Source organism: Streptosporangium sp. 'caverna' (assembly GCF_003203775.1).
GTDB lineage: Bacteria > Actinomycetota > Actinomycetes > Streptosporangiales > Streptosporangiaceae > Streptosporangium > Streptosporangium subroseum.
The window spans coordinates 2,054,517-2,079,930 of sequence record NZ_CP029711.1; the positions used below are offsets into that span (position 1 = coordinate 2,054,517).

At 68.4% G+C, this 25,414-nt stretch carries 25 protein-coding genes; 15 read left to right on the forward strand and 10 right to left on the reverse strand.

From position 1 onward, the window contains the following. Positions 1–243: 243 nt before the first annotated feature. Both DKM19_RS09150 and DKM19_RS50560 read right to left on the reverse strand, forming a co-directional pair. Positions 244–1,761 (reverse strand): MFS transporter, encoded by a 1,518-nt coding sequence (locus tag DKM19_RS09150; RefSeq protein ID WP_110695325.1) that lies wholly within the window; start codon positions 1,759–1,761, stop codon positions 244–246. 430 nt (positions 1,762–2,191) lie between these two features. Beyond that, positions 2,192–2,347, reverse strand: coding sequence for a hypothetical protein (locus tag DKM19_RS50560; RefSeq protein ID WP_204358718.1), 156 nt, complete (start codon positions 2,345–2,347; stop codon positions 2,192–2,194). A 108-nt stretch (positions 2,348–2,455) separates the two neighbouring features. Here DKM19_RS50560 and holA point away from each other — a divergent pair, with 108 nt between their 5' ends. Both holA and DKM19_RS09160 read left to right on the forward strand, forming a co-directional pair. After that, positions 2,456–3,427 carry a DNA polymerase III subunit delta gene (gene holA, locus DKM19_RS09155; protein WP_110695326.1) on the forward strand — a complete coding sequence of 324 codons (972 nt, stop codon included), beginning with the start codon at positions 2,456–2,458 and terminating at the stop codon, positions 3,425–3,427. Positions 3,428–3,551: 124 nt separating this feature from the next. Continuing rightward, positions 3,552–4,172, forward strand: a complete 621-nt coding sequence (locus DKM19_RS09160; RefSeq protein WP_204358719.1) for a GNAT family N-acetyltransferase — start codon at positions 3,552–3,554, stop codon at positions 4,170–4,172. A gap of 170 nt (positions 4,173–4,342) precedes the next feature. Here the strand turns inward: DKM19_RS09160 and rpsT are convergent, their stop codons facing one another. Together rpsT and DKM19_RS09170 are read right to left on the reverse strand one after the other, a co-directional pair. Continuing rightward, positions 4,343–4,615 (reverse strand): 30S ribosomal protein S20, encoded by a 273-nt coding sequence (gene rpsT / locus DKM19_RS09165; RefSeq protein ID WP_089209456.1) that lies wholly within the window; start codon positions 4,613–4,615, stop codon positions 4,343–4,345. Positions 4,616–4,762: 147 nt separating this feature from the next. Then, positions 4,763–5,479: a hypothetical protein gene (locus DKM19_RS09170; RefSeq protein ID WP_239514164.1), complete on the reverse strand. Its 717-nt coding sequence runs from the start codon at positions 5,477–5,479 to the stop codon at positions 4,763–4,765. A gap of 359 nt (positions 5,480–5,838) precedes the next feature. Between DKM19_RS09170 and lepA the strand changes: the two genes are divergently transcribed. Continuing rightward, the gene (lepA, locus tag DKM19_RS09175; protein ID WP_110695328.1) at positions 5,839–7,677 is read left to right on the forward strand and encodes a translation elongation factor 4; all 1,839 of its coding nucleotides are present in this window, start codon (positions 5,839–5,841) and stop codon (positions 7,675–7,677) included. Between the two features lie 284 nt (positions 7,678–7,961). On the opposite strand, the gene DKM19_RS09180 is transcribed toward lepA, so the two are convergent. Then, entirely contained in the window at positions 7,962–9,257 is a 1,296-nt protein-coding gene (locus DKM19_RS09180) for a glycoside hydrolase family 18 protein (protein ID WP_204358720.1), read from the reverse strand. A gap of 984 nt (positions 9,258–10,241) precedes the next feature. Between DKM19_RS09180 and DKM19_RS09185 the strand changes: the two genes are divergently transcribed. Then, entirely contained in the window at positions 10,242–10,871 is a 630-nt protein-coding gene (locus DKM19_RS09185; protein ID WP_110695329.1) for a hypothetical protein, read from the forward strand. Between the two features lie 240 nt (positions 10,872–11,111). Beyond that, positions 11,112–12,323, forward strand: a complete 1,212-nt coding sequence (gene hemW, locus DKM19_RS09190) for a radical SAM family heme chaperone HemW (protein ID WP_089209452.1) — start codon at positions 11,112–11,114, stop codon at positions 12,321–12,323. 132 nt (positions 12,324–12,455) lie between these two features. Here the strand turns inward: hemW and DKM19_RS09195 are convergent, their stop codons facing one another. The 3 genes from DKM19_RS09195 to DKM19_RS09205 are packed head-to-tail and all read right to left on the reverse strand — an operon-like array spanning position 12,456 to position 14,855. Further along, entirely contained in the window at positions 12,456–13,208 is a 753-nt protein-coding gene (locus DKM19_RS09195; protein ID WP_110695330.1) for a DUF4870 domain-containing protein, read from the reverse strand. Positions 13,209–13,232: 24 nt separating this feature from the next. After that, positions 13,233–14,048, reverse strand: a complete 816-nt coding sequence (locus tag DKM19_RS09200) for a DUF3097 domain-containing protein (RefSeq protein ID WP_110695331.1) — start codon at positions 14,046–14,048, stop codon at positions 13,233–13,235. Between the two features lie 57 nt (positions 14,049–14,105). Further along, positions 14,106–14,855, reverse strand: coding sequence for a hypothetical protein (locus DKM19_RS09205; RefSeq protein WP_162641379.1), 750 nt, complete (start codon positions 14,853–14,855; stop codon positions 14,106–14,108). A gap of 184 nt (positions 14,856–15,039) precedes the next feature. Here DKM19_RS09205 and hrcA point away from each other — a divergent pair, with 184 nt between their 5' ends. From hrcA to DKM19_RS09220, 3 genes are read left to right on the forward strand one after another with little or no spacing between them, the layout of a single operon-like run. After that, positions 15,040–16,053: a heat-inducible transcriptional repressor HrcA gene (gene hrcA, locus DKM19_RS09210; RefSeq protein WP_089209448.1), complete on the forward strand. Its 1,014-nt coding sequence runs from the start codon at positions 15,040–15,042 to the stop codon at positions 16,051–16,053. A 12-nt stretch (positions 16,054–16,065) separates the two neighbouring features. After that, positions 16,066–17,205, forward strand: a complete 1,140-nt coding sequence (gene dnaJ / locus DKM19_RS09215; protein ID WP_110695333.1) for a molecular chaperone DnaJ — start codon at positions 16,066–16,068, stop codon at positions 17,203–17,205. Positions 17,206–17,247: 42 nt separating this feature from the next. Continuing rightward, positions 17,248–17,979, forward strand: a complete 732-nt coding sequence (locus tag DKM19_RS09220; protein WP_110695334.1) for a 16S rRNA (uracil(1498)-N(3))-methyltransferase — start codon at positions 17,248–17,250, stop codon at positions 17,977–17,979. Between the two features lie 144 nt (positions 17,980–18,123). On the opposite strand, the gene DKM19_RS09225 is transcribed toward DKM19_RS09220, so the two are convergent. After that, a complete protein-coding gene (locus tag DKM19_RS09225; protein WP_110695335.1) occupies positions 18,124–18,786 on the reverse strand; it encodes a hypothetical protein in 663 nt (220 codons plus the stop codon). Continuing rightward, on the reverse strand, positions 18,783–19,262 hold the full coding sequence (locus tag DKM19_RS09230) for a SigE family RNA polymerase sigma factor (RefSeq protein ID WP_089209491.1): 480 nt from the start codon (positions 19,260–19,262) through the stop codon (positions 18,783–18,785). The genes DKM19_RS09225 and DKM19_RS09230 overlap by 4 nt, the downstream gene beginning before the upstream one ends. Before the next feature lie 281 nt (positions 19,263–19,543). Between DKM19_RS09230 and DKM19_RS09235 the strand changes: the two genes are divergently transcribed. The 7 genes from DKM19_RS09235 to era all read left to right on the forward strand — a co-directional run bounded on the left by DKM19_RS09235 (position 19,544) and on the right by era (position 25,362). Next, positions 19,544–19,897 (forward strand): histidine triad nucleotide-binding protein, encoded by a 354-nt coding sequence (locus DKM19_RS09235; protein ID WP_089209444.1) that lies wholly within the window; start codon positions 19,544–19,546, stop codon positions 19,895–19,897. A 92-nt stretch (positions 19,898–19,989) separates the two neighbouring features. Next, complete coding sequence (locus DKM19_RS09240) at positions 19,990–21,054, forward strand: PhoH family protein (RefSeq protein WP_110695336.1); 1,065 nt, start codon at positions 19,990–19,992, stop codon at positions 21,052–21,054. Between the two features lie 7 nt (positions 21,055–21,061). Next, on the forward strand, positions 21,062–21,544 hold the full coding sequence (ybeY, locus tag DKM19_RS09245) for an rRNA maturation RNase YbeY (RefSeq protein ID WP_110695337.1): 483 nt from the start codon (positions 21,062–21,064) through the stop codon (positions 21,542–21,544). Next, positions 21,541–22,845 (forward strand): hemolysin family protein, encoded by a 1,305-nt coding sequence (locus tag DKM19_RS09250; RefSeq protein ID WP_110695338.1) that lies wholly within the window; start codon positions 21,541–21,543, stop codon positions 22,843–22,845. The genes ybeY and DKM19_RS09250 overlap by 4 nt, the downstream gene beginning before the upstream one ends. A gap of 293 nt (positions 22,846–23,138) precedes the next feature. Further along, positions 23,139–23,681 (forward strand): hypothetical protein, encoded by a 543-nt coding sequence (locus DKM19_RS09255; protein WP_162641380.1) that lies wholly within the window; start codon positions 23,139–23,141, stop codon positions 23,679–23,681. Between the two features lie 173 nt (positions 23,682–23,854). Continuing rightward, positions 23,855–24,187: a cytidine deaminase gene (locus DKM19_RS09260; RefSeq protein WP_110695340.1), complete on the forward strand. Its 333-nt coding sequence runs from the start codon at positions 23,855–23,857 to the stop codon at positions 24,185–24,187. A 254-nt stretch (positions 24,188–24,441) separates the two neighbouring features. Next, the gene (era, locus tag DKM19_RS09265) at positions 24,442–25,362 is read left to right on the forward strand and encodes a GTPase Era (RefSeq protein ID WP_110695341.1); all 921 of its coding nucleotides are present in this window, start codon (positions 24,442–24,444) and stop codon (positions 25,360–25,362) included. Positions 25,363–25,414 lie beyond the last annotated feature (52 nt).

Here is a 25,414-nt window from a genome sequence, read left to right on the forward strand (position 1 = left end):
ACGGGATGAGCCGATATCGGTGGCGATCAAGCGGCGGAAGACTGGCCAGGTCCGCAAAAGGCGCCGCTTGACGACGGATGCGGGTAGCAGTCAACGATCGAGATGCGGGTAGCAGTCAACGATCAAGAAGCTCAGCAGCGTTGACGGGTTCGAGGAGCACCCTTCCGGGGCGTGAAGACAGACAGGGCCAGGTCGTCGAGCGTTCGCCGGACCACGTCCGGGCCGGGTTTCGCCGAGGTCCTCTCAGCGGAGCCGGGTGGCGATGAGGATCGCGAGGACGGCGAAGATGATCCCGCCGATCAGGCCGACGGCGTTGATTCCGCTGGCGAAGGCGTCGTGCGCCGCGTGGACCAGGCCGGTGGCGTCTACGCCGGGCAGGTCCGCGGCGGTGGCGGTGGCGCCGGCGACGCTTTCGCGGGCGTTCTGCGCTGCTTCGGCGGCCATGCCGGCGGGGATGGCGTCGGCCATGCGGTGCCGGTAGATCGCGGCTCCGACGGTGCCCAGGATGGCCAGGCCCAGGGTTCCGCCGAAGTAGTTGCTGGTCTCCGACATCGCGGCCGCCGCTCCGGCCCTTTCCGGCGGGGCCGATCCGACGACGATGCCGGTGCCCAGGGCGAACAGCGGGCCGGTCCCCAGGGCGAGGACGGTGATGGCGATCACTGTGAGGCCCAGTCCGTTGGTGCTGTCGAGCCGGGTGAGCAGTGCGGCGCCGACGGCGGAGAGCGCAAGTCCCGAGGCGATGGCCGTCGGGGGCGCCACCGATCGGGCGATGACGGGGGTCAGCGTGACGCCGAGGGCGACGGCGAGTCCCATGGGCGCGAACCACAGTGCGGACTCGGCCGGTGAATATCCGAGCACCGTCTGCAGATACTGGGTGACCAGCAGTCCCGTTCCGGCCATGGCGACTCCGGCGAGTGCCAGGGTCGTCAACACGAGGCTGAGGGAGCGTTGGGAGAGCAGGCGCAGGTCCAGCAGCGGATCGTCCAGTCGTAGTTGCCGGCGCACGAAAACCACCCCGCACACCGCTCCCACGACGAGTGCGGCGATGGGCATGACCGTGGTCGTGGTGTCGGCGACGAGGCGCTTGATGCCGTAGGTGATCGGCAGGATCGCGGCCAGGGACAGGGCGACGCTGGTGAGATCCAGCCGCCCGGCGTCACGATTGCGATGTTCGGGCAGCAGCACCGGACCCACGAGAACCAACACGCCCATGAGCGGTACGGCCAGCAGGAACACCGAGCCCCACCAGAAGTGCTCAAGGAGCAGCCCGCCGAGGACCGGGCCGAGAGCGGCACCGGCGAACTGGCAGGTCGCCCACACCGCGATGGCCACGCCTCGCTGCGTGTCGTCTCGGAACATGTTGACGATCAACGCCAGGGTGGAGGGCATCAGCGTGGCGCCGGCGATCCCGAGCAGCGTCCGCGTCGCGATCAGCATTTCAGGACTGGTGGAGTAGGCGGCCGGCAAAGAGAGGAGGGCGAACGCGCCCCCACCGATCAGCAGGAGTTTGCGGCGGCCGATTCGGTCGCCGAGCGTTCCCATCGTGATGACGAGTCCGGCGACCATGAACCCGTAGATGTCAGTGATCCACAGCTGCTGGACGCCGCCGGCCCCCAGATCCACGCTGAGATGGGGGAGGGCCAGGAAGAGCACGTTGATTTCCAGGGCCACCAGCAGGGTCGGCAAGACCAGTACGGCCAGCCCCAGCCACTCTCTCCGCCCGGCTCGCAGACCGGTATCCGTTGACGTCGTGTCATGCATGGCGCTCCCTTTCCTCGTCCACGGGGGACCGATGCGATGCCGTACGGGCACCGCTCGCAGGAAAGTCGGAGCGGGTGGTGGGTTCTCGACATCGGCCACGACGTCAAGACGTTGTTGGCCGGAGCCGCTTCAGGGCACGCGTGCCGATCCGTTGTCAGGACGGTCGTGAGCCGCGTGGATCCCGTGCGCGTGGTTCGAGGGGGAGCGGATCGCCTCGGCTGCGGCGGCACATACGGGGATCACGGCGTGATCGGTCTGGTGCTGCGGCCTTCGCCTCGCGGTCCGCGCCTCGGCCAGGGGTCGGTCACCGTGCGGCCAAGGGGTGCGGAGTCGCGGTTGTGATAGCTGTCCCAGATGTCGCGGACAGGCTCGCCCGACGCGCCGTTTTCGTAAGAAGGATCGGCAGACGGTCATGGCGCGGGCATGGGACCTAGCGCGAGGCCTTGGCCGGGCGGCGGAACTCGGTGTTCACGTCGGCGGCGTAGACCGAGCGGCTGCAAGGAGCGCAGCGATACATGATGGGACCCTCGTCGAGGGTCGTTCCGCAGCGCGGGCAGGCGTGGCGGCAGGTAGTGGACTTCGTCATTGTTTTCACCTCCTGTGTGGTTATAAGACTGCCTCCTCTCGCCTGCATTCCGATTGCGAACGACTTGACGGTTGGGATCCGGTCGCCGACACGTGGCATGCTCTCGACATGGCGGCAATCGATCCAGCACCCGTGATCCTGATCCTCGGCGATGAGGAGTTGCTCGCCGACCGCGCGGTGAGCGAGGTGATCGCGGCGGTCAAGGCGGCGGACCCGACCGCCGAGGTGCACGACCTGCCCGGTTCGAAGCTGGAGCGCGGAGAGCTCACCCGGATGACGTCGCCTTCGTTGTTCGGCGACAGGTCGGTGGTGGCCATCCGCTCGGCCCAGGACCTCGTCAAGGACGTCATCGCCGAGGTTCTCGCCTATGCCGCGCATCCGGGAGAGGAGACCGTGCTGGTTCTCGTCCATCCGGGAGGGGTCAAGGGGAAGGCCCTGGTCGACGGGGTGAAGAAGGCCGGCGCTCAGGTGGTCACCGTCACCAAGCTGACCAAACCGGCCGAACGGCTCGCGTTCGTCAAGGCCGAGGTGAAGCGGGCCGGGCGGACCATCGGCGGTGACGCCGCCGCGGCGCTGCTCGATGCCGTGGGAAATGATCTGCGAGAGCTCGCCGCCGCCTGTAGCCAGCTCGCCTTCGACACTCCGGGTAAGACGATCGACGAGGCCGCGGTGGCCCGTTATCACCGGGGCCGGGCCGAGGTCAGCGGGTTCACCGTGGCCGACTCGGCCGTGGAGGGCCGGCTGAGCGAGGCCCTGGAGCAGCTGCGCTGGGCGCTGGGCACGGGAACGGCTCCGGTCCTGCTGGTGAGCGCGCTTGCCGGGGGGTTGCGGTCGTTGGCGAAGGTGGGCGACGCCCCGCGCAATCTGCGGGGCGGTCAGCTCGCCAGTCACCTCGGCATGCCGCCCTGGAAGATCGACCGGGTCCAGCGGCAGCTGAACGGATGGGGTCCAGACGGTCTCGCCCGTGCGATCCAGGCCGCCGCCGTCGCCGACGAACAGGTCAAGGGCGGCGGTGCCGATCCGGCCTACGCACTGGAACACATGATCCAGACCGTCGTCGCCAACCGTAACGGTCGTTGAGGTCTGGATCTGAGACCGGGACCGTCACCGGAAACCGACGGTGAACGCGTACGAGTCGGCGGACGGGCTGCGCGGCCTGAAAAATGCGTGGTGTGGGTGAGTGGTACCGCCTACGCTCGCAGTCGTGACAGCGGACCAGGCGCCCGGCGCTTCAGGAACCCACCCCGGCGGCGCGGAGTTGCTGATCCGGTGGGAGACGGACAGCGACCATCAGGACGTGCGCGAGCTTCATGAGCGTGCCTTCGGAGACGGTCAGCGGGTTCCCGATCTCGCGGACGCGCTCCGCGCCGCAGACGCGCCCCTGCCGCCGATGTCCTTCGTCGCCACGCTCGGCGACCGGGTCGTCGGTCACGTCCTGCTGAGCGCGAGCCGGCTCGACGCCCCGGCCAGGATCGTGGATGTTCTCGTTCTCTCGCCCTTGGGCGTGCTCCCGGAGTTCCAGCGCAGGGGTATCGGCAGCCGGCTTGTCGGGCACGCCCTGGCCGCGGCCGATCGGCGGGGAGTGCCGTTGCTCTTCCTCGAAGGCTCGCCGCACTACTACGGCAGGCGCGGCTTCGAGCGTGCCGACGCGGTGGGTTTCCGCTCGCCGTCGCTGCGTATCCCGGCTCCCGGGTTCCAGGTCGCCCGGCTGTCCGCCCATGAGCCGTGGATGACCGGCACTCTCGTTTACTCCGAGATTTTCTGGGCCCTGGACTGCGTCGGCCTGCGCGATCCCGATGCCGGAGCCTCCACGCCCGTCAAGTGATCACGCGCGTGTTCCTCCGGTTCCGAAGCGCCGGATGACGGACAGCGGCTCAAGGGTCTCCGCGGCATGGAGAACCGGGCCGCGGCCTCCGCGAGGAGGTTCGCCGGCCGTCGTGGAATGCCGAAACGCCGCACCCCTGGTGGGGATGCGGCGTCCGCGGGAACTCGGTGTTACTTGGCGGCCGACAGTTCGGCGACGCGCTGGGCGATCGCCGACTTGCGGTTGGCAGCCTGGTTTTTGTGGATGACGCCCTTGCTGGCAGCCTTGTCCAGCTGGCGAGAGGCGACGCGCATCAGCACAACGGCCTCGTCGGCGTTGCCCTGCTCGGCGGCCTCGCGGAACTTACGGACAGCCGTCTTGAGAGACGACTTGACAGCCTTGTTACGCAGCCGGGCCTTCTCGTTCTGCCGGTTGCGCTTGATCTGGGACTTGATGTTCGCCACGAAGAAGCCTCGGTGAATGTCGTCGGATGGGGCGCGCGGGCAGAGAGGGCGCGCCACACGCAGTTGATTAGGCTACCAACATCACAGGTCGTCGCTCAAATCGACAACCTGGACAGAGGGATGCCTGATCAGTTTACCGTGTGGTCGTCATGGGTGTGACCAGAATCGGTCGTACTCCTTCCAATCTTCCTCGGTGGCGGCGAAGTCGACGTAGAGCGCCAGCCCGAACCGCTCGCGTGGCACGCCGTGGGCGGTCAGTGCGAGTCGCGCGCCCTGGGCCGCGCCCTCGACGCTCTCGGCCTCGTCGAGCCACGAGAGACCGTGGTCGTGGTAGGCGGGGGCACCGATCAGAAGGGTCTTCTCGTCGGAGACGAGCTCCAGCGCCATCGTGGCCTGCCGTACGACGTAACCGCCGTAGGTCCCCTTGAAGGGGAGATAGGTGTCGTAGGTCATGATCGCCACCTGGTCGGTGAGGGCCGCGACCTGGCGGAAGTAGTCGGGTGACCAATATTTGTCGCGGCCGACGACGGCGCGGAGGATCGGACGGGTGAGGGGGAACGGCTCGATCTGCGGGGTCGAGGTGGAGAGCAGGTGGTTGCCGATGATCGCGCGGGTCTTGGTCAGCAGGTCGAGGAACTCGGTGTCGCCGCTGCCGATCGGTTCGAAGTTGTAGTGCACGCCGTCGAAGCCGAGCGCCATGATCGTGCGCACTCCGTCCAGGACCCGCTGCCTGGTGGCCGGGTCGTCGAGGTCCAGGGTGCCGTCGACCTTCTGGCCGAGCCAGGGTGACACCCGGACCTTCGGCAGCTCGGCGCGCCACCACTTCAGGAAGTTCGCGGCGTTGGGATAGAGGGCGGGAGGCAACGTCCCATCGGAGTTAAATGGTCCTGAATGTACGTATACGTCACTAATCCCCGTCTTTCGAAGTCGCGTAGCCAGCTTCTTCACATCGTCGGCGGTCTTGCGGCCGTCAACCCATGCGTGGCCGAGCCACAGGGCATCGTGGCCCGTCGTCTTCGCCCATGAAGCGGGTGTCCCGGTAAACTGGATTGAGAGGATGGCCACGGCCACCCCTGGCAACGCAAGGAGCAAGGCCGCCACCGTCACGAGAAACCGCAGGCCGCGCCGTGCTCTGGTCCGGGCAATCACCCGGACATGTCACCATGGAAGACGGCTGGTATGCCAGTCGTCGATCGTCATCAATCCCGTCGAAACGGACACCGGTGCGCATTCAGCCTGGCCAGACCGATCCCGCGGTGATCCGCAACTTCTGCATCATTGCGCATATCGACCACGGCAAGTCCACGCTCGCCGACCGTATGCTGCAGATCACCGGCGTCGTCGACGACCGTTCCATGCGCGCCCAGTACCTCGATCGGATGGACATCGAGCGCGAGCGCGGCATCACCATCAAGTCGCAGGCGGTCCGGCTGCCCTGGAAGGTCGACGAGACCGACTACGTGCTCAACATGATCGACACCCCGGGGCACGTCGACTTCACCTACGAGGTGTCCCGGTCCCTCCAGGCATGCGAGGGCGCGATCCTGCTGGTCGACGCGGCCCAGGGGATCGAGGCGCAGACGCTGGCCAACCTCTACCTGGCCATGAACAACGACATGACGATCATCCCGGTGCTCAACAAGATCGACCTGCCCGCCGCCCAGCCGGAGAAGTACGCGGCGGAGATCGTCCATCTCCTGGGTTGCGAGCCGGAGGACGTGCTGAAGGTCTCCGGCAAGACCGGCATCGGGGTCAGGGAGCTTCTGGACCACGTCGTCAAGAACGTTCCGGCTCCGGTCGGCGCCGCCGACGCCCCCGCCCGCGCGCTGATCTTCGACTCCGTCTACGACTCCTACCGTGGCGTGATCACCTACGTCCGGGTCATCGACGGGCACCTGGGCAAGCGCGAGCGCATCATGATGATGTCCAGCGGCGTGAACCACGAGACCCTGGAGATCGGGGTCATCTCGCCCGAGCCGAAGATCGCGGACAAGGGTCTGGGCGTCGGCGAGGTCGGTTATCTGATCACCGGCGTGAAGGACGTCCGTCAGTCACGGGTAGGTGACACGGTCACCTCCGGCACGAGGCCGGCCGATGAGGCGCTCGCCGGTTACGACCATCCCAAGCCGATGGTGTTCTCGGGCCTCTACCCGATCGACGGTGACGACTACCCCGAGCTCCGCGAGGCCCTGGACAAGCTCCAGCTCAACGACGCCGCCCTGGTCTACGAGCCGGAGACCTCGGCGGCCCTCGGGTTCGGCTTCCGCTGCGGCTTCCTCGGCCTGCTCCACATGGAGATCGTCCGTGAGCGGCTGGAGCGCGAGTTCAACCTCTCGCTCATCTCCACCGCGCCCAACGTGATCTACCGAGTGATCATGGAGGACGGCAAGGAGATCGTCGTCACCAACCCCTCGGAGTTCCCCTCGGGCAAGGTCGACAAGGTCTTCGAGCCGATGGTGAGGACAACCGTCCTGATCCCGTCGGAGTTCATCGGCACGATCATGGAGCTCTGCCAGAACCGCCGCGGCACCCTGATGGGCATGGACTACCTGTCGGAGGACCGCGTCGAGATCCGCTACGCCATGCCGCTCGGCGAGATCATCTTTGACTTCTTCGACCAGCTCAAGTCCCGCACGCGCGGCTACGCCTCGCTGGACTACGAGCCCACGGGCGAGCTGGAGGCCGACCTGGTCAAGGTCGACATCCTGCTCCAGGGCGAGGCCGTGGACGCCTTCAGCGCCATCGTCCACCGTGAGAAGTCCTACGCCTACGGCGTCGAGATGGCCAAGAAGCTCCGCGAGCTGATCCCCAGGCAGCAGTTCGAGGTGCCGATCCAGGCCGCCATCGGCGCCCGCGTCATCGCCCGTGAGAACATCCGCGCCATCCGCAAGGACGTCCTCGCCAAGTGCTACGGCGGTGACATCTCGCGGAAGCGCAAGCTGCTGGAGAAGCAGAAGGAGGGCAAGAAGCGGATGAAGATGGTCGGCCGGGTGGAGGTCCCCCAGGAGGCCTTCGTCGCCGCGCTGTCCACCGAGTCCTCCGTCGACAAGTCCAAGAAGTAGGCGGCCGGCGCCTTCAAGAAGGTCGGGCCTCCTCGAAGGCCCGCGGGCTCAAAAAAGCGAGCAGGGGCGGTACGGCGGGAGCGAACCCGCTGTGCCGCCCCGCTGCGTCCGCGCCTCGGCTCACGTGCCGCAGGCAGAACCCGTCCCCGTGAGGCGGGGACGAGACCGGAGTCCGGGGGATCCCGTCGGGCGTGGATCCGCGGGGTGACGGAGAAAGAACGTGCGGGCGGGGCCGCAGGTCGACCCAGGACCTGCGGCCCCGCCCGGTTGTGGGAGGCCAGGGGTCAGCGCAGGATGCTGTAGAGCGCCGAGGTGAGCGAGGCCTTGGTGTCGTCCTGGTCGATGGACCACATCATGGAGCCGCCGAGACCCTTCAGGCGGATGTAGGCCGCCTTCTGGAGCACGGTGGCGGGGTCGTCGTAGGACCAGAACTCATTGCCGTCGTAGATGGACACGGTGCCGGTCAGCAGGTCGCGGTAGCGCTTGCCGGGCTTGTTCACCAGGTCCTTGTAGTCGTTGGTTCCGGGGGCCCAGACACCCGGTGCGGGGCCGGTGGCGGTGCCGTACAGGCCGTTACGGCCACCGGTGACGCCGGTCCAGCCCTGGCCGTAGGCCGGGATGCCGACCACGATCTTCTTGGCCGGGGCGCCGCGGTTCAGATAGTCGCGGACGGTCTGGTCCACGCTGTACTTCACCGGGTTGGGGTCGCGCCGGTCGGTGAGAAGGTTGCCGTTGTGACCGGTGATGGTCTCCCACGGGCCGTGCAGGTCATAGCCCTGGACGGTGGCGAAGGTGAGCTGCTTGAAGACGTCGCGGACCTCGAAGCCCGCGTCGATCTTCGCCGCGGCGGCGGGCAGGAAGGCGGTCAGCTCGGTCTGCCGGTTGAACTCGTTCATCTGGCGGCGCAGCTCGGTGACGAACAGGGTGAAGTTCCGCTTGTCCTCGGGCCGGATGACGTTGCCGACCTCGCCGGAGGAGCCGGGCCACTCCCAGTCGAGGTCGATGCCGTCGAAGACGCCCGCGCCGGTACCGGGTGCGGTGCCGGGCAGGTTGCCCTTGAGCCACAGGTCCACGCAGGAGGAGGCCAGTCTGGCGCGCCCCGCGGGGGTCAGCACCGCGTCGGAGAAGTATTTCGAGCCGGTCCAGCCGCCGAGGGAGATCAGGGCCTTGAGACCGGGGTGCTTGGCCTTGAGCTTCTTCAGCTGGTTGAGGTTGCCGTTCAGCGCCTGCCCCGCGGCGTCGGCGACGCCGTCGACGCTCTGCTCGGCGGTCAAGGGGCGCTGCCAGTCCGCCCAGGCGTCGGCCGAGTAACAGTCGCCGTCGCCGTTGACGAACCCGAAGGCGTAGTTGACATGGGTCAGCTTGGCGGCCGCGCCGTTGACGTCCATGTCCTTGACGTTGTAATTGCGGCCGTAGACGCCCCACTGGATGAAGTAGGCGACCCGCTTGAAGCGATCATCGTGGTTCTGGCTGCTCTGGGTGTGATTTTTGGCTTCGGCCTGGGCCGGGATCGGTACGGCCATCGCCGCGAGACCTGCGGCGAGAGTGGCCGCGATCATGTGTCGGAGGAGTCTCTGCACGGGCTTCTCCACTGCTTAGAGTAGTAACTTATAGGAAACTTTCCTTTAAGTTTTCCCGGATCGTAGACCTGGCCGATCTATGCGTCAACGGTCTGCAGGAATTTGCTGCGTAGTCGGCCCATTACTTCGATACCTTCGTGAAATATGGAGCAGGCTTTCTGCAACCGATGCGGCACACAGCTGGACGGGCTGCCGCTATGTCCCCGATGCGGGACCCCGGCCCACGAGCCACCGCCGTCCACGGAGCCCGATTCCGCCGACCGGCAGCAGCCGCCTCGGCCACCCTGGGAGCAGGATTCTTCCGTTCCACAACAGCCTCCACCGCCCGCCTGGGCGCAGGAGCCCTCGCCGTCCGGCTGGGGGCAGAGTCCCGGGGTTCCGCAGTCTCCGCCACCCGCGTGGGGGCAGGATCCTCCTGTTCCGCAGTCCCCGCCGCCTGGGTGGGGGCAGAATCCTTCCGTTCCGCAGCAGCCCTCGCCGTCCGGCTGGGGGCAGGATCCCTCGGCTCCGCAGCCCTCGCCGTCTGCCTGGGGCCAGGATCCTTCGACTCCGCAGTCATCACCGCCCGGGTGGGGGCAGGATTCTTCGACTCCGCAGCCCTCGCCGTCCGCGTGGGGCCAGGATCCTCCTGTTCCGCACCAGCCTGCGCCGTCCACTTGGGGGCAGGACCCCTCGGTTTCGCAGCAGTCCTCGCCGTCCAGCTGGCAGCAAAATCCCTCTGACTGGCAGCAGCACTCGCAGGCCCTGCGGCCCGAATCTCCCGCGGGGCATCAGCTTCCATCGCACGACGCCGCTGACCGGCAACCCCCGCAGCACGGTCCCTCCGACTGGCAGCAGCCCACGCGGCAGCCCGCACAGCAGACGTGGGAGCAGGGACCATCGCAGCCCGCCTGGCAGGAGCCGCAGCCGGGCAACTGGGCTCCGCCGCCCCAGCCGGAGTGGGAGAGAGGCGAACGGTCGGAAAAGGGACGCAGGACGTGGCTCGTGGTCGCGTCGGTCCTGGTGGTGATGATCGCCGCCGGGATCGCGTGGTTCGTCGCGCGGGACGACGGCCCGAACCTGGTGACGGGTGTCGAGACGGCTGCGACTTCGGGGCAGGAGTCCGAGGCCGGATCGTCCCAGGAGGCCGAAGACCCCTCGAAGAGCGCCTCCCCCGAGAGCGAGAAGCAGGCTGAGCAGCAGGCCAAGGTGCTGGACGCCCTGCTCACCGACAGCAGAGGCTCCAGATCGGGTCTCGGCCCCGCCCTCAACCAGCTCCGTTCGTGCACCGACACGGCCCCGGCCCTCGAGACGGTTCGCCGGGTCACCGACGCCCGCCGCGAGCAGGTGGTTCAGGTCAAGGCGCTGGACACCGGCGCGTTCGACGGCGGAGACACGGTCAAGAACCGCCTGACGGAGGCTCTGACCGCCTCGTTCAACGCCGACGAGGCGTTCCTCACCTGGGCGACTCGCCAGGACGCCGATTGCGACAAGGCATGGAGCGGCGACAAGGACTACCAGCGTGGTCTTGCCTTCTCCGGCAAGGCGACCGCCGCCAAGCGGAGTTTCCTGGAGCTGTGGAACCCCCTCGCCCAGCGCTACAACCTGCCCAAGCGGGCCGAACACGAAATCTGAGACACCCGAGACGCATGGAACTCCGGGGTGTGTACGGCCGTCCGCCGCACGCCCCGGAGCCGTTCTGCCAGGCGAATAGGCGGCTCGGAGCCGTCCTCGCGGTCCCGCGAGGACGGCTCCGAGCCCAGGGTTGAGGCCGTACCGGGCCCGCCCGGTGGTCGCGCCGGGCATGGCGGTGGCCGTATCAGGCCCGGCGGTGGCCCGTACCGGGCACGGCACGGGAGACGGCAGACTTGCACCGTGCCATCCACACTTCCCGACGGCGATCCCGTACCGGCCTCAGGCAGGCTTCCCGACAGTGCGCTCCAGGGGCTCGGCGGACGGCCCTTCGGTTTCTACGTCCACGTGCCCTTCTGCGTGACCCGCTGCGGTTACTGCGATTTCAACACCTACACGGCGTCCGAGCTCGGTCCCGGCGCCTCGCACAAGGACTACGCCGACACCGCCATCGACGAGGTACGGCGGGCGCGGGCCAACCTCGGAGACGTGGACCTCCCGGTCGAGACCGTGTTCTTCGGCGGTGGCACCCCGACCCTGCTCGCGGCCGGTGATCTGGTCCGGATTCTCGGGGCGATCGAGGAGGAGTTCGGGCTCGCCGCCGGTGTGGAGGTCACCACCGAGGCCAATCCCGAGTCCGTGGACCCCGCCTATCTGGCGGAGCTGCGCGCCGGCGGGTTCAACAGGATGAGCTTCGGCATGCAGAGCGCCCGTGAGCACGTGCTCCAGGTGCTGGACCGCCGGCACACGCCGGGCCGCCCGGCGCACGCCGTACGGGAGGCGAGGGAGGCGGGATTCGACCACGTCAACCTGGACCTGATCTACAGCACACCGGGGGAGAGCGACGACGACTGGCGGGCCTCGCTGGCCGCGGCGATCGAGGCCGGGCCCGATCACGTGTCGGCCTACTCGCTGATCGTGGAGGACGGCACCAAGCTGGCCGCCAGGATCCGCCGGGGCGAGCTGCCGATGCCCGACGACGACGTGGCCGCCGACCGCTATCTCATCGCCGACGCCATGCTGGCCGAGGCCGGGTTCGAATGGTACGAGGTGTCCAACTGGGCGACCTCCGAGGCCGGGCGCTGCCGGCACAACCTCCTCTACTGGACCGGCGGCGACTGGTGGGGGGTCGGCCCCGGCGCCCACAGCCATGTCGGCGGCACCCGGTGGTGGAACGTCAAGCACCCCGCCGCCTACGCCCAGCGCCTGGCCGCCGGCACCTCACCCGCGCACGCGCGGGAGGTGCTCACCCCCGAGGACAGGACGGTGGAGCGGTTGATGCTGGAGCTCAGGCTCGTCCAGGGCTTCCCGCTCAAGGAGCTCGAACGGCCGCCGGTGGTCGCACGGGCGCTGGCCGACGGCCTGCTGGAGGTGGAGCCGTTCAAGAAGGGCCGCGCGGTGCTCACGCTGCGCGGGCGCCTGCTGGCCGACGCGCTGGTCCGCGACCTCACCTGAGCGTGTGGGAACCTGAGCGCGGCGACCGGCGCGTCAAGGGCCCGGTGAGGGCCGGACGGGGGCATGCGAGAGGCGCCGGCCGGGTGACCGGCGCCTCGCAAGACGCGTCCTGAGCCAGAACACGGCGTTTCGTCAGCTGACGAAACGGATGTTCATTGGATAGCGGTAGTTCTCGCCCCGGTTGGCCGCGATGGCGGCGATGATCATAAAGATGATCGATCCGATCCAGACCACGAACATCAGGATGAAGCCGATCAGCACGAACGCCAGAATCCAGGAGACGGCGTAGGCGATCATCAGGGTGAGCTGGAAGTTGAGGGCCTCGGCGGCCTGGTCCCGTACGTAGGGGGCCTCGTCCTTCTTGGCGAGATACACCACCAGTGGGCCGACGAACCAGGTCAGAAGACCCAGCAGGTGGGCGAGCATGGCCAGGGTGGTGTCGTCGCTGCCGGGCCGCGGGCCGTACGTCCCCGGAGGCGCCTGATACCCGTAGCCGTACGCGCCGGGCTGGGGATAGCCGGCCTGGTGGCCGCCCTGGTATCCGCTCTGGTAGCCGTGGCCGCTCACGTCGTACGGAGGGACCGAGGGAGGCGGGTAGCCGTATCCCTGGCCGGAGGGCGGCTGACCCTGACCGGGTGACGGGTAGCCCTGGCCCTGCTGGTGGTAATTCTGGCTCTGCTGGGTGTGGCTCTGGCCCTGGCCGGGCTGGGGGTAGCTCTGGCCGGGTGGCGGGCTGAACTGGGGGTAGCCCTGGCCCTGCTGGGTGTGGCTCTGGTCCGGGTCGGGCTGCGGGTGACTCTGGCCGGGTGGGGAAGGCCGGTCGATGCGCCGCGTCCGGTCCTCGCCCGCGGACTCGCGCGGTGGATCCTCGGGGTTCTCGCTCATGGCCCCTCCTGGTGGGTTTAGGGACTAGCCATCCTCGCCGGGAACCGTCACAAAGTCGATCAATTCCTCGACCGGGCCGAGGAGCTCCGGCTCCAGATCGGCATATGTCGTGACCGATCCGAGAATGCGGCGCCACGCGTCGCCGGGCTCCAGTTTCCAGCCCAGGGCGGCGATGACGCCTTCCTTCCAGGGTACGCCGCGTGGTACCGACGGCCAGGAGGAGATTTTCAGCGCGGACGGCCTGACCGCCTGCCAGACGTCCACGAACGGATGCCCGACGATCAGCACGTGCGGTGAGGAGACCTGGGCGGCGATCCTGCTCTCCTTCGAGCCGGGGACCAGGTGGTCGACGAGCACGCCCAGGCGCCGGTCGGGGCCGGGGCCGAACTCGTCGACGATCGAGGGCAGGTGGTCGACACCTTCGAGATACTCCACGACCACGCCTTCGACCCGCAGGTCGTGGCCCCAGACCTTCTCCACGAGGGCGGCGTCGTGGATGCCCTCCACGTAGATCCGGCTCTCCTTGGCGACCTGCGCCCGCAGACCCTCCACCGCGATGGAGCCCGAGGCGCTCCGCCTCGGGCTCTGGGGCGCGGCGGCGGGACGGACGAGCGTCACCACCTTGCCCTCCAGGAGGAACGCGGCCGGCTCCAGGGGGAACAACCGCCGGCGCCCGAACCGGTCCTCCAGGGTGACGGCCTCCTTGTCGCAGGCCACCACGGCACCGCAGAACCCGCCGTCGGCGTCTTCCACGACCAGATCGAGCTCCGCGGGGACCTGAGGGATCTTCCCCTTCAAAGGACGTCGCCAGTTTCCCGCCAGCACGTCACGTTCGTACATCACCGACCGCCCACCACCTCGCGCCAGGAACCAGATGGACGTTAGCAAAAGCCGGGATCACCCGCCGTACGGTCCCTGAGGTCCCCACTGCCCCGCCGACGCGGCCTCGGCCTGGCGCCTGCGGGCGCCGCTCCGCCTCACCAGCACGACGATCGTCACGATGACGGCCAGCAGGAGCCCGCCGCTCGGCACCGCGAACAGGGCGATCACCCCGCCCAGCAGCGAGTCGGTGGAGAGCTCCCTGCCCACGCCGAACTCGGTGCCGGCCGCCTCGTCGGCGGTGCAGGTGAGCCGGTAGTCACCCGCCTTGTCGACCCCTACCAGCAGGCCCATCTCCCAGCTGACGCCGTTGACGGTGACGGTCTGCTGGCCCTGGGGCCGCGTGAGCGTGGCTGTTCCCGGACCGCCCTGGAACGCACACTCGAAATCGGTGGGTCCGGTCGTGGAGACGTAGATGACGGAACCGGCCGCGGGGTCGAGTTTGACCGTGACGGTCTTGCCCGAGCCGAAGGACGAGGTGGGCAGGACGTCCCCGAGCGCGCCGAAGACGCCGCCGACGAAGCCGCCGATGCCGACGACCACGCTGAGCACCGCGACAAGCCAGACGCCGACGATCCAGCCGATGCTGGGCTTGATCTTCGCCATGGGCGAAGGGCCCTGGGGGGTGCCGTAACCGGGACCGGGAGGGGCATAACCGTAGGAGGGGCCGTTCTGGTACTGCTGCTGGCCATATGGCTGCTGAGGAACGCCGTAACCGGATGCGCGCGTGGATGCGTCACCCGAAGAAGGACCGAAATCGTGGGACATGTGCCAAATTGTGGTTGGTGCCGCTTGGATAGCGATAGCAGTTGACTTGACGACGGCTTGGTCCGATCATCTGCCCCTCCTGTTATCGCACCTCGCGGCCGTGGGCCGTACACTTGGCACTCGGGAACACTGAGTGCCAGACCTGTGGTTTCCCCCTTCGGACGCAGGCAGGGAGGTGAGCACGTTGGTCGACGACCGGAAGCTCGCGGTGCTTCGCGCCATTGTCGAGGACTACGTGTCCACCAATGAGCCGGTGGGTTCCAAGGCTCTCGTCGAGCGGCACAACCTGGGTGTGTCGCCCGCGACCATCCGCAACGACATGGCGGTGCTGGAGGAGCAGGGCTACATCGCCCAGCCCCACACCAGTGCCGGCCGGGTGCCCACCGACAAGGGCTACCGGCTGTTCGTCGACCGGCTCTCTCAGGTGAAGCCGCTGTCGAGCGCGGAGAGGAAGGCCATCGAGACCTTCCTGGCCGGCGCCGTGGACATCGACGACGTCGTCATGCGCACGGTACGGCTGCTGGCGCAGCTGACCCGTCAGGTGGCGGTGGTGCAATACCCCACGCTGACCAACTCCACGGTCCGCCACGTCGAGCTGGTCCCGCTGAGCGAGCGGCGGCTGATGTTCGTGCTCATCACCAACACGGGACGGGTCGAGCAGCGCGTGGTCGAGCTGCACGAGACGGTCGACGAGGCCCGTGTCGCCCATCTGCGGGCGATGCTCAACTCCTCCCTGGACGGATGCGGTCTCACCAGCGTCCCCGACAAGGTCGTCGATCTGCCCGCGCGCCTCGCGGCCGAGGACAGGCCGCTCGCGGCGACGATCCTGTCGGTGCTGCTGGAGTCCCTGGTGGACCGGCACGATGAAAAGATTGTTTTTGCCGGGGCCGCCAACCTCGCGGGGGCCGACTTCACCGTCGGGCTCCGTGACGTGCTGGAGGCCCTGGAAGAGCAGGTCGTGCTCATGCGCCTGCTCGGCGAGACGTCCGATCTGTCAGCGCTGACAGTGCGGATAGGCTCGGAAAACCCCTATACCGGACTCCAGGGCACGTCGATCGTCGCGGCTGGATACGGTTCAGGAGACAAGCAGCTGGCCCGGCTCGGTGTGCTGGGTCCGACGCGAATGGACTACCCGGTCACGATGGGCGCGGTGCGCGCGGTGGCACGTTACGTCAGCCAAATTCTGGCTGCATCCTAAGAGGTCAACTAAGTGGCTAAGAGTGACTACTACGGCACCCTCGGGGTGCGTCGTGACGCCAGTGCGGAAGAGATCAAGAAAGCCTACCGGCGCCTGGCGCGGGAGCTGCATCCCGACGTGAACCCCGACCCTGAGACCCAGGAGAGGTTCAAGGAGATCACGCAGGCCTATGAGGTCCTGTCGGACTCCAACAAGCGGCAGATGTACGACATGGGCGCCGATCCGTTCGCCGCGGGCGCGGGTGCCGGGGCCGGCGGCTTCGGTGCGGGTTTCCCGTTCAGCGACATCATGGACGCCTTCTTCGGCGCGGCGGGCGGCGGTGGCCGCGGCCCCCGTTCACGGGCCCGCCGCGGGCGCAACGCCACCATCCGGGTCGAGCTCGACCTGAGCGAGTCGGCCTTCGGCACCACCCGCGAGCTGGTCGTCGACACCGCCGTGCTCTGTGAGGTCTGCACGGGCTCCGGCGCGGCGGCCGGCACCCACCCCGACACCTGTGACATGTGTCACGGCCGCGGTGAGGTGTCCCAGGTCACCCGGTCCTTCCTCGGCCAGGTCATGACCTCCCGGCCCTGCCCCCAGTGTGGCGGTTTCGGCTCGATCATCCGCAACCCCTGCCAGGAGTGCTCCGGCGACGGCCGGGTTCGCACGCGGCGGACCATCAAGGTCCGCATCCCGGCGGGCGTGGAGGACGGCACCCACATCCAGCTCGCCGGTGAAGGTGAGATCGGCCCGGGCGGCGGCCCGCCCGGAGACCTGTTCCTGGAGATCGTCGAGCGCCCGCACGACATCTTCGAGCGTCGGGGCGACGACCTGCACTGCACCGTGCAGATCCCGATGACCGCGGCCTCCCTCGGCACCATCCTGACCATGGAGACGCTCGACGGTCCCGAGGAGCTGGACATCCGGCCAGGCACGCAGTCGGGCCAGACCATTCCGCTCTACGGCCGCGGCATCCAGCACCTCAACGAGAGCGGCCGGGGCGACCTGCTGATCCACGTCAACATCGAGACCCCCTCCCGCCTTGACGCGGCACAGGAGGAGCTCATGCGCGAGCTCGCCAGGCTCCGCGGGGAGGAACGCCCGCCCGGCAAGTTCGCCCCCGGGCAGCAGAGCTTCTTCTCCCGCCTGCGAGACGCGTTCAATGGCCGCTGAGCGGGGCCCCTCCCGGGCCCGGCCGCACGGCTCCGACGGCCGATGACGGCTCCGGTCTTCCTGGCCGAGGCCGCCGATCTGGCGCTGGCGGAGTTCACGTTCGGCGGCTCGGAGGGACGTCACGCGGCGGCCGTACGGCGGTTGCGAGCCGGAGAACGGCTCGATCTGACCGACGGCGCGGGCGCCGTGGCCGAGTGCGTGGTCCTGTCCGCCGACAGGGACTCGCTCCGGGTCCAGGTGCTGCGCCGCTACGACGTGCCCGCACCGCGCCCTCGCCTGGTGGTGGTCCAGGGACTGCCCAAGGGCGACCGGGGGGAGCTGGCCGTGGAAATGATGACCGAGGCGGGAGCCGACGTGATCGTGCCCTGGGCCGCGGCCAGGTGCGTCACCCAGTGGAAGGGCGAGCGGGCGGCCAAGTCGCTGGCCCGCTGGCGGTCCACGGCGCGGGAGGCGGGCAAGCAGTCCCGCCGCTTCCACCTGCCCGAGGTGCTCGAACTCGCCACCACCGCGAAGGTCGCCGAGCTGCTTTCCGCGGCGGCGCTGGGCATCGTGCTGCACGAGGAGGCGGCCTCCCCGCTCTCGACCCTGCAGCTTCCCGGCGACGGCGACATCGTCGTGGTGGTCGGTCCCGAGGGCGGGGTCTCCGCAGAGGAGATCACCGCGTTCCACGAGGCGAAAGCCGTACCGGCGCTGCTCGGGCCGACGGTGCTGCGCACCTCGACCGCCGGGGTCGCCGCGGTGGCGGTGCTCCAGACGCGCACCGGCCGCTGGTGATCTTTCCGCGGTCCGGACGGCGCCCTCTCGTGACGGAGCCTCCGGCCAAGGCCGCGGTGGTCTGCACCCACTCCATGCCCACTGCGAGAGAAGGTTTCCCGCGCGGGGCGCGGCCGTGACACCGGAGCGCCTTCGCGCCGGACCCTAGCTGCCCGCGGGGGTGGGGACGGGCGTGCTCGCCTCCGTCGGCAGCGGGGGCGGCGTGTCGTCCGGCGGCGGGCACTCCGCGATCGGACATGGGTTCACCGGGGAGACCGAGGGCTCCAGAAGCGTCGGGGTCGGCGTCGGCGTCGGGGTCTCTGTCTCCTCGCACTTCTCGGGGGTTTCCTCGGGCGGGACCGGCTTGCTGGTGGAGGTCGGACAGGTCGGCGAGGGCGTGGCCTTGACGGTGGGCCTCGGCGTCGGCTTGACGCTCGGGGCGAAGCTCCTGGACTGGGTGGGCAGGGGCGCCGGCGCGGTCGACTTGATGACGGGCGGCGGTGGCTGCACCCCCTGGTTCGACGGAGGGCGTGAGGTGGCGGAACCGTCCGCGGGCGGGGTCGTCTCGGTGTAGTTGACCTCACCGGTGCGGAACTGCGGGATCACCTGCTCACGGAACTGCGGGACCACCATGACGACGGTGGCCGCGACGAGGACGACTCCCGCTACAGAGGCTCCGGCGCGCCACCACATCAGCCCGCGGAGCCCGCGCCTTTCTACGCGAGCGCGGATGATCTCCAGTCCATCCGGGGAGGGAACGACCGAGTTCGCCTCCGCGCTGAGGGCACGGCGAAGCAGCTCGCCGTACTCATCCGGGGAGTCGGTCATGACAGTTGCTCCAGTGATGTTCGTAGGGCGGCCATCCCGCGAGCCGTGTGACTCTTGACGGCGCCTTTGCTGATGCCCATCGCATGGGCGATCTGCGCTTCGGACAGATCTCCGTAGTAGCGCAGAACCAGTGCCTCACGCTGGCGTGTGGGCAGACCGCGGAGCGCCTCGATGACGGCGGACCTCTCGAACTCGCCGATCGCCCCGTTCTCGGCGCTCGGCGCGTCCGGCATGCCCTTGGGCGCGTATTTCTCCACGACCGCCCGGTGCCGAAGCACCGAGCGCGATCGGTTGACGACCGATTGGCGCAAGTAGGCGAGAGCCTTGTCGGTGTCACGCAGTCTGCGCCAGGCGCCATGAATGGCGACGAACGCGTCCTGCACGACCTCTTCCGCGGTTGCCATATCGCGGACGAGGAGGACGGCGAGACGCACAAGAGACCGATAGTGCGCGCTGTAAAGCGCGGTAACGGCCATATCGGCATCCCACCCGACGGGCACCGCCCCGAGCGACCTGTCGGCCACGAGAGTCTCGGTGGTCACATCAGTGGGACGCGCGGCCTTCCCAGACGGTTTACGTTCTTCCGGTTCATTAGGGGGCATGAGCCAGTCGTGTCCTCGCCAGGCGGCCATATCGTGCTAGTCACAGCGGTCTGTCATCGTTGAAGTTTTGCATACTCACCTTATCCGGGTGGATCTTTGTTTGCGGACGGCTAACCATCACCGATTCGCAACGTCCTCGGGGGTAGGGTGCCTGCATGGTAAGCGAAACCGACTGCCTATTCTGCAGAATCGTCGCCAAGGAGATCCCGGCGGAGATCGTCTACGAGACGGATCGCACGCTGGCGTTCCGGGACGTCAACCCGCAGGCGCCGACCCACGCGCTCGTGATCCCCAAGGACCACTACCCGGACGCGGCGGCTCTGGCGGCCGCCGACCACGGCCTGGCCGACGAGGTGCTCAGGACGGCGCACGCGGTCGCGGAGCAGGAGGGCGTCGCCGGCTCCGGTTACCGGATGGTCTTCAACACGGGCCCCGGGGCAGGCCAGACCGTCTTCCACGTGCACGCGCACGTCCTCGGAGGGCGCGGGCTGACCTGGCCGCCCGGGTGAAAACCCGAAGGCACGATCCTGTCGATCACGGATACGATGGCGTTGAAGTCCTACGTCGATATCTGGAGGCGAACAGGCCGTAAGGCCCGCCCATGTCCGAGACATACGATTCCAGCAGAACCCCATCGCCAAGATCCAAAGGTCCAAGCCGGACCCAGGCAAAGGTAGTGATTCCGGACGATCATTCGATGGTCAGCCTGCTGGGCTCGCGCGACGAGCTGCTGCGCGTCATCGAGGGCGCCTTCCGCGCCGACATCCACGTCCGGGGCAACGAGATCACCGTCACCGGCAGCCCGGAGGAGAGCAGCGCAGTGGTGCGCCTCTTCGAAGAGCTGGCCGAGCTCGTCCGCGGGGGCACGGAGCTCACGGCGGACGCGGTGGAGCGCAGCATCGCGATGCTGCGCATGACCTCCGACCGTCCGGCCGAGGTGCTCTCCCTGGACATCATCTCCTCGCGCGGCCGGACCATCCGGCCGAAGACCGTGAACCAGAAGCGTTACGTCGACGCGATCGACAAGTTCACCATCGTCTTCGGCATCGGTCCGGCGGGCACGGGCAAGACCTATCTCGCCATGGCGAAGGCCGTAAGGGCACTGCAGGACAAGAAGGTCACCAGAATCATTCTCACCCGCCCCGCGGTCGAGGCGGGCGAGCGGCTGGGCTTCCTGCCCGGCACGCTCTACGAGAAGATCGACCCCTACCTGCGTCCGCTCTACGACGCGCTGCACGACATGCTCGACCCCGACTCGATCCCCCGGCTGATGGCCGCGGGCACGATCGAGGTCGCACCCCTCGCCTACATGCGCGGCCGCACGCTCAACGACGCCTACATCATCCTCGACGAGGCGCAGAACACCTCGCCCGAGCAGATGAAGATGTTCCTGACGCGGCTGGGCTTCAACTCGAAGATCGTTGTCACCGGTGACGTCACCCAGGTCGACCTGCCCAACGGCACGCAGAGCGGTCTGAGGGTGGTGCAGGATATCCTCGAGGGGGTCTCCGACATCCACTTCAGCCATCTGACCAGTGCGGACGTGGTACGTCACAAGCTGGTGGGCGACATCGTGGACGCCTATGGGCGTTACGACGAGATTCAGCGGCAGAACGCGCCGCAGGCGATCAAGGGCGTCGTCAAGCGCTCCCGGGAGAGAACATGAGCGAGCAATGAGCACCGAGGTCAACAACGAGTCCGGCGTCGAGATCGACGAGGGGCTTATCGTCTCGCTGGCCGGGCACGTGCTGGAGCGGATGGGCATCAACCCGCTCGCCGAGCTGTCCATCCTCATCGTCGACGAGGAGGCGATGTCGGTGCTGCACGAGCAGTGGATGGGTGAGCCGGGCCCGACCGACGTCCTCGCCTTCCCGATGGACGAGCTGCGCCCGGGCCCCGGCCCCGGGCCCCGGCACGAGGGGGACATCCCCACCGATCCCGCGCTCCTCGGCGACGTGGTGCTCTGCCCGCAGGTGGCCGCCAAGCAGGCGGCCGAGGCCGGGCACAGCACCGAGGCGGAGCTGGAGCTGCTGTGCACGCACGGCATCCTCCACCTGCTCGGCTACGACCACGCCGAACCTGACGAGCACAAGGAGATGTTCGGCCTCCAGGGCGAGCTTCTCGAGTCGTGGCGGGAGGTGCGCCCCCAGCGGTGAACATCACCAACGGGTGGTTGTTCTCGGCCGTCTTCCTTGTCGTGGTCGGCGGGTTGATCGCCAGCGCGGAGACGGCCCTGACCCGGATCTCACGGGTGCGCGCCGAGGAGTTCGTCCGTGACGGGCGCCGGGGCGCGGTGCGCCTGCAGGCGATCGTCGCGGACCCGCCGCGTTACCTCAACCTGCTGCTCCTGCTCCGGTTGAGCTGCGAGCTGCTCGCCACGGTGATCGCGACGCTGCTGTTCATCGACTGGCTCGGTGACCAGGGCTGGGCGTACGCCGCCGCGGCGGCGATCATGATCGTGGTCAGCTACGTGATCGTCGGGGTCTCTCCACGCACCCTGGGCCGCCAGCACGCCGAGCCGATCGCGCTCGCCAGCGCGCCTGTGGTGTACGGCCTGACCCGGATCTTCGGACCCCTCCCCAAGCTCCTCATACTGCTCGGCAACGCCGTGACGCCCGGTAAGGGCTTCAGGGAGGGGCCGTTCACCTCCGAGGCCGAGCTGCGGGACCTGGTCGACCTGGCCGAGGAGCGCAGGGTCATCGAGCCCGACGAGCGGGAGATGATCCACTCGGTCTTCGAGCTCGGCGACACCCTGGTCCGCGAGGTCATGGTGCCCCGCACCGACATGGTGTTCATCGAGCGCGGCAAGACGCTGAGCCAGAGCCTGTCGCTCGCCCTGCGCAGCGGCTTCTCACGGATTCCCGTGGTCGGCGAGAACGAGGACGACGTCATCGGCATCGCCTACCTCAAGGACATCGCGCGCCGGGTGCAGGACACCGGGGACGACGGTCGTGCCGAGTCGGTCGAGTCGATCATGCGTCCGGCCACCTACGTGCCGGAGAGCAAGCCGATCGACCAGCTCCTCCGCGAGATGCAGGCCCGCCAGATCCACCAGGCCATCGTCATCGACGAGTACGGCGGCACGGCCGGTCTGGTCACGATCGAGGACGTCCTGGAGGAGATCGTCGGTGAGATCGCCGACGAATACGACCAGGAGGCTCCCCGGGTGGAGTCGCTCGAGGACGGTTCGGTCCGGGTGACCGCCCGGCTTCCGGTGGGCGATCTCGCGGACCTGTTCGCCGTCGAGCTCGAGGTGGACGACGTGGAGACCGTCGGCGGCCTGCTCGCGCACGCGCTGGGCAGGGTGCCGATCGCCGGTTCCGAGGCCGTGGTGGAGGGGCTCAGCCTGACGGCCGAGAGCCTCGCCGGGCGCCGCAACCGGATCGGCACGGTTCTCGTCAGGCGGGTCGCTCAGGCTGAGCCTGACTCGGTTTCGGCTTCCACCGAGCGGAAGTGACGGCAGTACGACCGATCTTCTCCGTGTTGCTCACTTAAGGGCGTTCTCAGCCGTGTCGTGTGGTTGAGGGCGCCCTTAGGCGTTTCCTGATGATTGCCGCTTTTGCCAATGGGGAAGGGAGGAAAGCGGGCGGCGGGGACAAAAACCCCGCACGTGACATCGGGGGAATTATCATGGCGCGGAGGACGTGTATTGCCGCTTTAGTGGTGATCTGTGGGCTTTTATCGGGTTCTTTGGTGAGCTGCGGTGCCGACAAGATGGGGCCCGGAACCGCTGCGAATCCGGGCGAGGAGTTGGCACGGCTACGAGGACTGCTGAAAGAACCGAAGGAACTCCCGGACGGTTTCTCCGCCCGGCAGCGTGACGGGTGGAAGACGCCTTTCCGGCCGGTCGGCAGTGACTGCCGGCTCGTTCTCGACACGGCCGGAGGCAGTCCGCCGCAGTGGGCTCCGGGGGCCCGGGTCGCCGTGACCTACCCGGGCGACAAACTGGGTGAGCTGGCCGGAGTCGGCCTGGCGTCATACACGGGCGACGACGCCAAGCTCCACTTCGCCGAGCTCACCAAGGCGCTGGGCAGCTGCCCGGTGGCGGCGAGCCCCCGGGCGGGCAAAATCACCTCCTTCAGGGTCTCCACCCTGAAGCTGGGAGGGGTCGGCGATGAGGTGCAGGCCAGGCGGCTGAGAGGCCGGCTGAACGGATATCCCTACGAGATGCACCTGGTCTTCGCCCGGGCGGGGAGCACGCTGGTCTCGCTGGTGCACGCCGGGATCTCGCGCGTCGACGTCGGACGCACCCGGCAGCTCGCCCACTTCCTGCTCGACCGGGCCGGGGCCTGACCCGGCCGCTCTGACGGGGCTGTGGTCTGGCCCGCAGGACTGTGGCCTGACCAGGACCGGCCTGACCGGACCGCGGCCCGACCTGATCGACCTGACCGGTTCGAGGCTGACCTGCCCGGATTGCGGCCTGGCCGGGGTCGCACCGCCTCCCACGAGCTGAATACTCTTGTGCCGTGAGTGACGCGACCCTCGATCCCGAGGACAACAAAATCATCGTTCTGGCCCGTTCCGCCCGCGCCCGCAACGGCACGGCCGAGGGTGCGGCCGTGCGTGACGAGACCGGCCGGACCTACTCGGCGACGAATGTGGCGCTGCCGTCGCTGACGCTGTCGGCACTGCAGGTCGCCGTGGCGATGGCCGTGTCCAGCGGCGCCGAGTCCCTGGAGGCGGCCGCACTGGTCACCGCGGGAGACGGGCCGGCCGACGCCGACGCGCAGGCGGTCCGCGATCTGGGCGGCAAGACACTGCTCGTAGCCGATCCCGACGGCACAGTGCGCCAGAGCTGAGAGCGGTCGCTCCGGCGTCTCGCGTCGGGAGTGAGACCGGTTTGCGACGGTAGGCGTGTCAGGGCCCGGGGCCGGTCGCTCCGGCGTCTCGCGTCCGGCCGGGGCCGGTCGCGATGGCGTGTCAGGTCAGGGTTCGGGGCCGGTCGCGGTGGCGTGTCGCGTCAGGGCCGGGGCCCGCGGCGATGGCCTGTTGTGCCAGGGTTGGGACCGTCGCGGCGGTGGATGCGTCAGAGCTGAGGTCGACATCGGCGACAATGGTTGACGTGAGTTCCTCAGCTGCTGATTTCCATGCCGGTTTCGCCTGCTTCGTCGGCCGGCCCAACGTCGGCAAGTCCACGCTGATGAACGCGTTGGTCGGCACGAAGGTGGCGATCACCTCATCCAAGCCCCAGACCACCCGCCGCGCCATCCGCGGCATCGTGCACCGCCCCGACTCCCAGCTCATCATCGTGGACACGCCGGGCTTCCACCGGCCGCGCACGCTGCTGGGCGAGCGGCTGGACAGCCTGGTGCTGTCCACGCTGACCGAGGTCGACGTGATCGGCTTCTGCGTGCCCGCGAACGAGCCCATCGGCAAGGGCGACCGGTTCATCGCGGAGAAGCTCGCCGCGATCAAGAAGACCCCGATCGTCGCCGTGGTGAGCAAGTGCGACCTGGCGAGCCGGGAGCAGATCGCCGAGCAGCTGCTCGCGGTCTCCCGGCTCGCGGAGTTCGCCGAGATCGTCCCGGTCTCGGCGAAGTCGGGGGAGCAACTCGACGTGCTGGCCGACATTCTGATCAAACGGCTTCCGGAGAGCCCGCCGCTGTACGCGGGTGGTCAGCTCACCGACGAGCCCGAGCAGGTGCTGGTGGGCGAGTTGATCCGGGAGGCGGTCCTGGAGGGCGTTCGCGACGAGCTGCCGCACTCGATCGCGGTCGTCGTCGACGAGATGGCGCCCCGGGAGGGTCGCGAAGATCTACTCGACATCTACGCGCACATGTTCGTCGAGCGTTCGTCCCAGAAGGCCATCGTGATCGGGCACAAGGGCAGCCGGCTCAAGGACGTCGGCAGCCGCGCCCGCACACAGATCGAGGCGCTGCTCGGCACCCGGGTCTACCTCGACCTGCGGATCAGCGTCGCCAAGGACTGGCAGCGCGACCCCAAGCAGCTGCGTCGCCTGGGCTTCTACGACTGACGTCTCGTATCTCAGCCCTCACGATCCATGCCCATGTCTCATGATCCAGGAC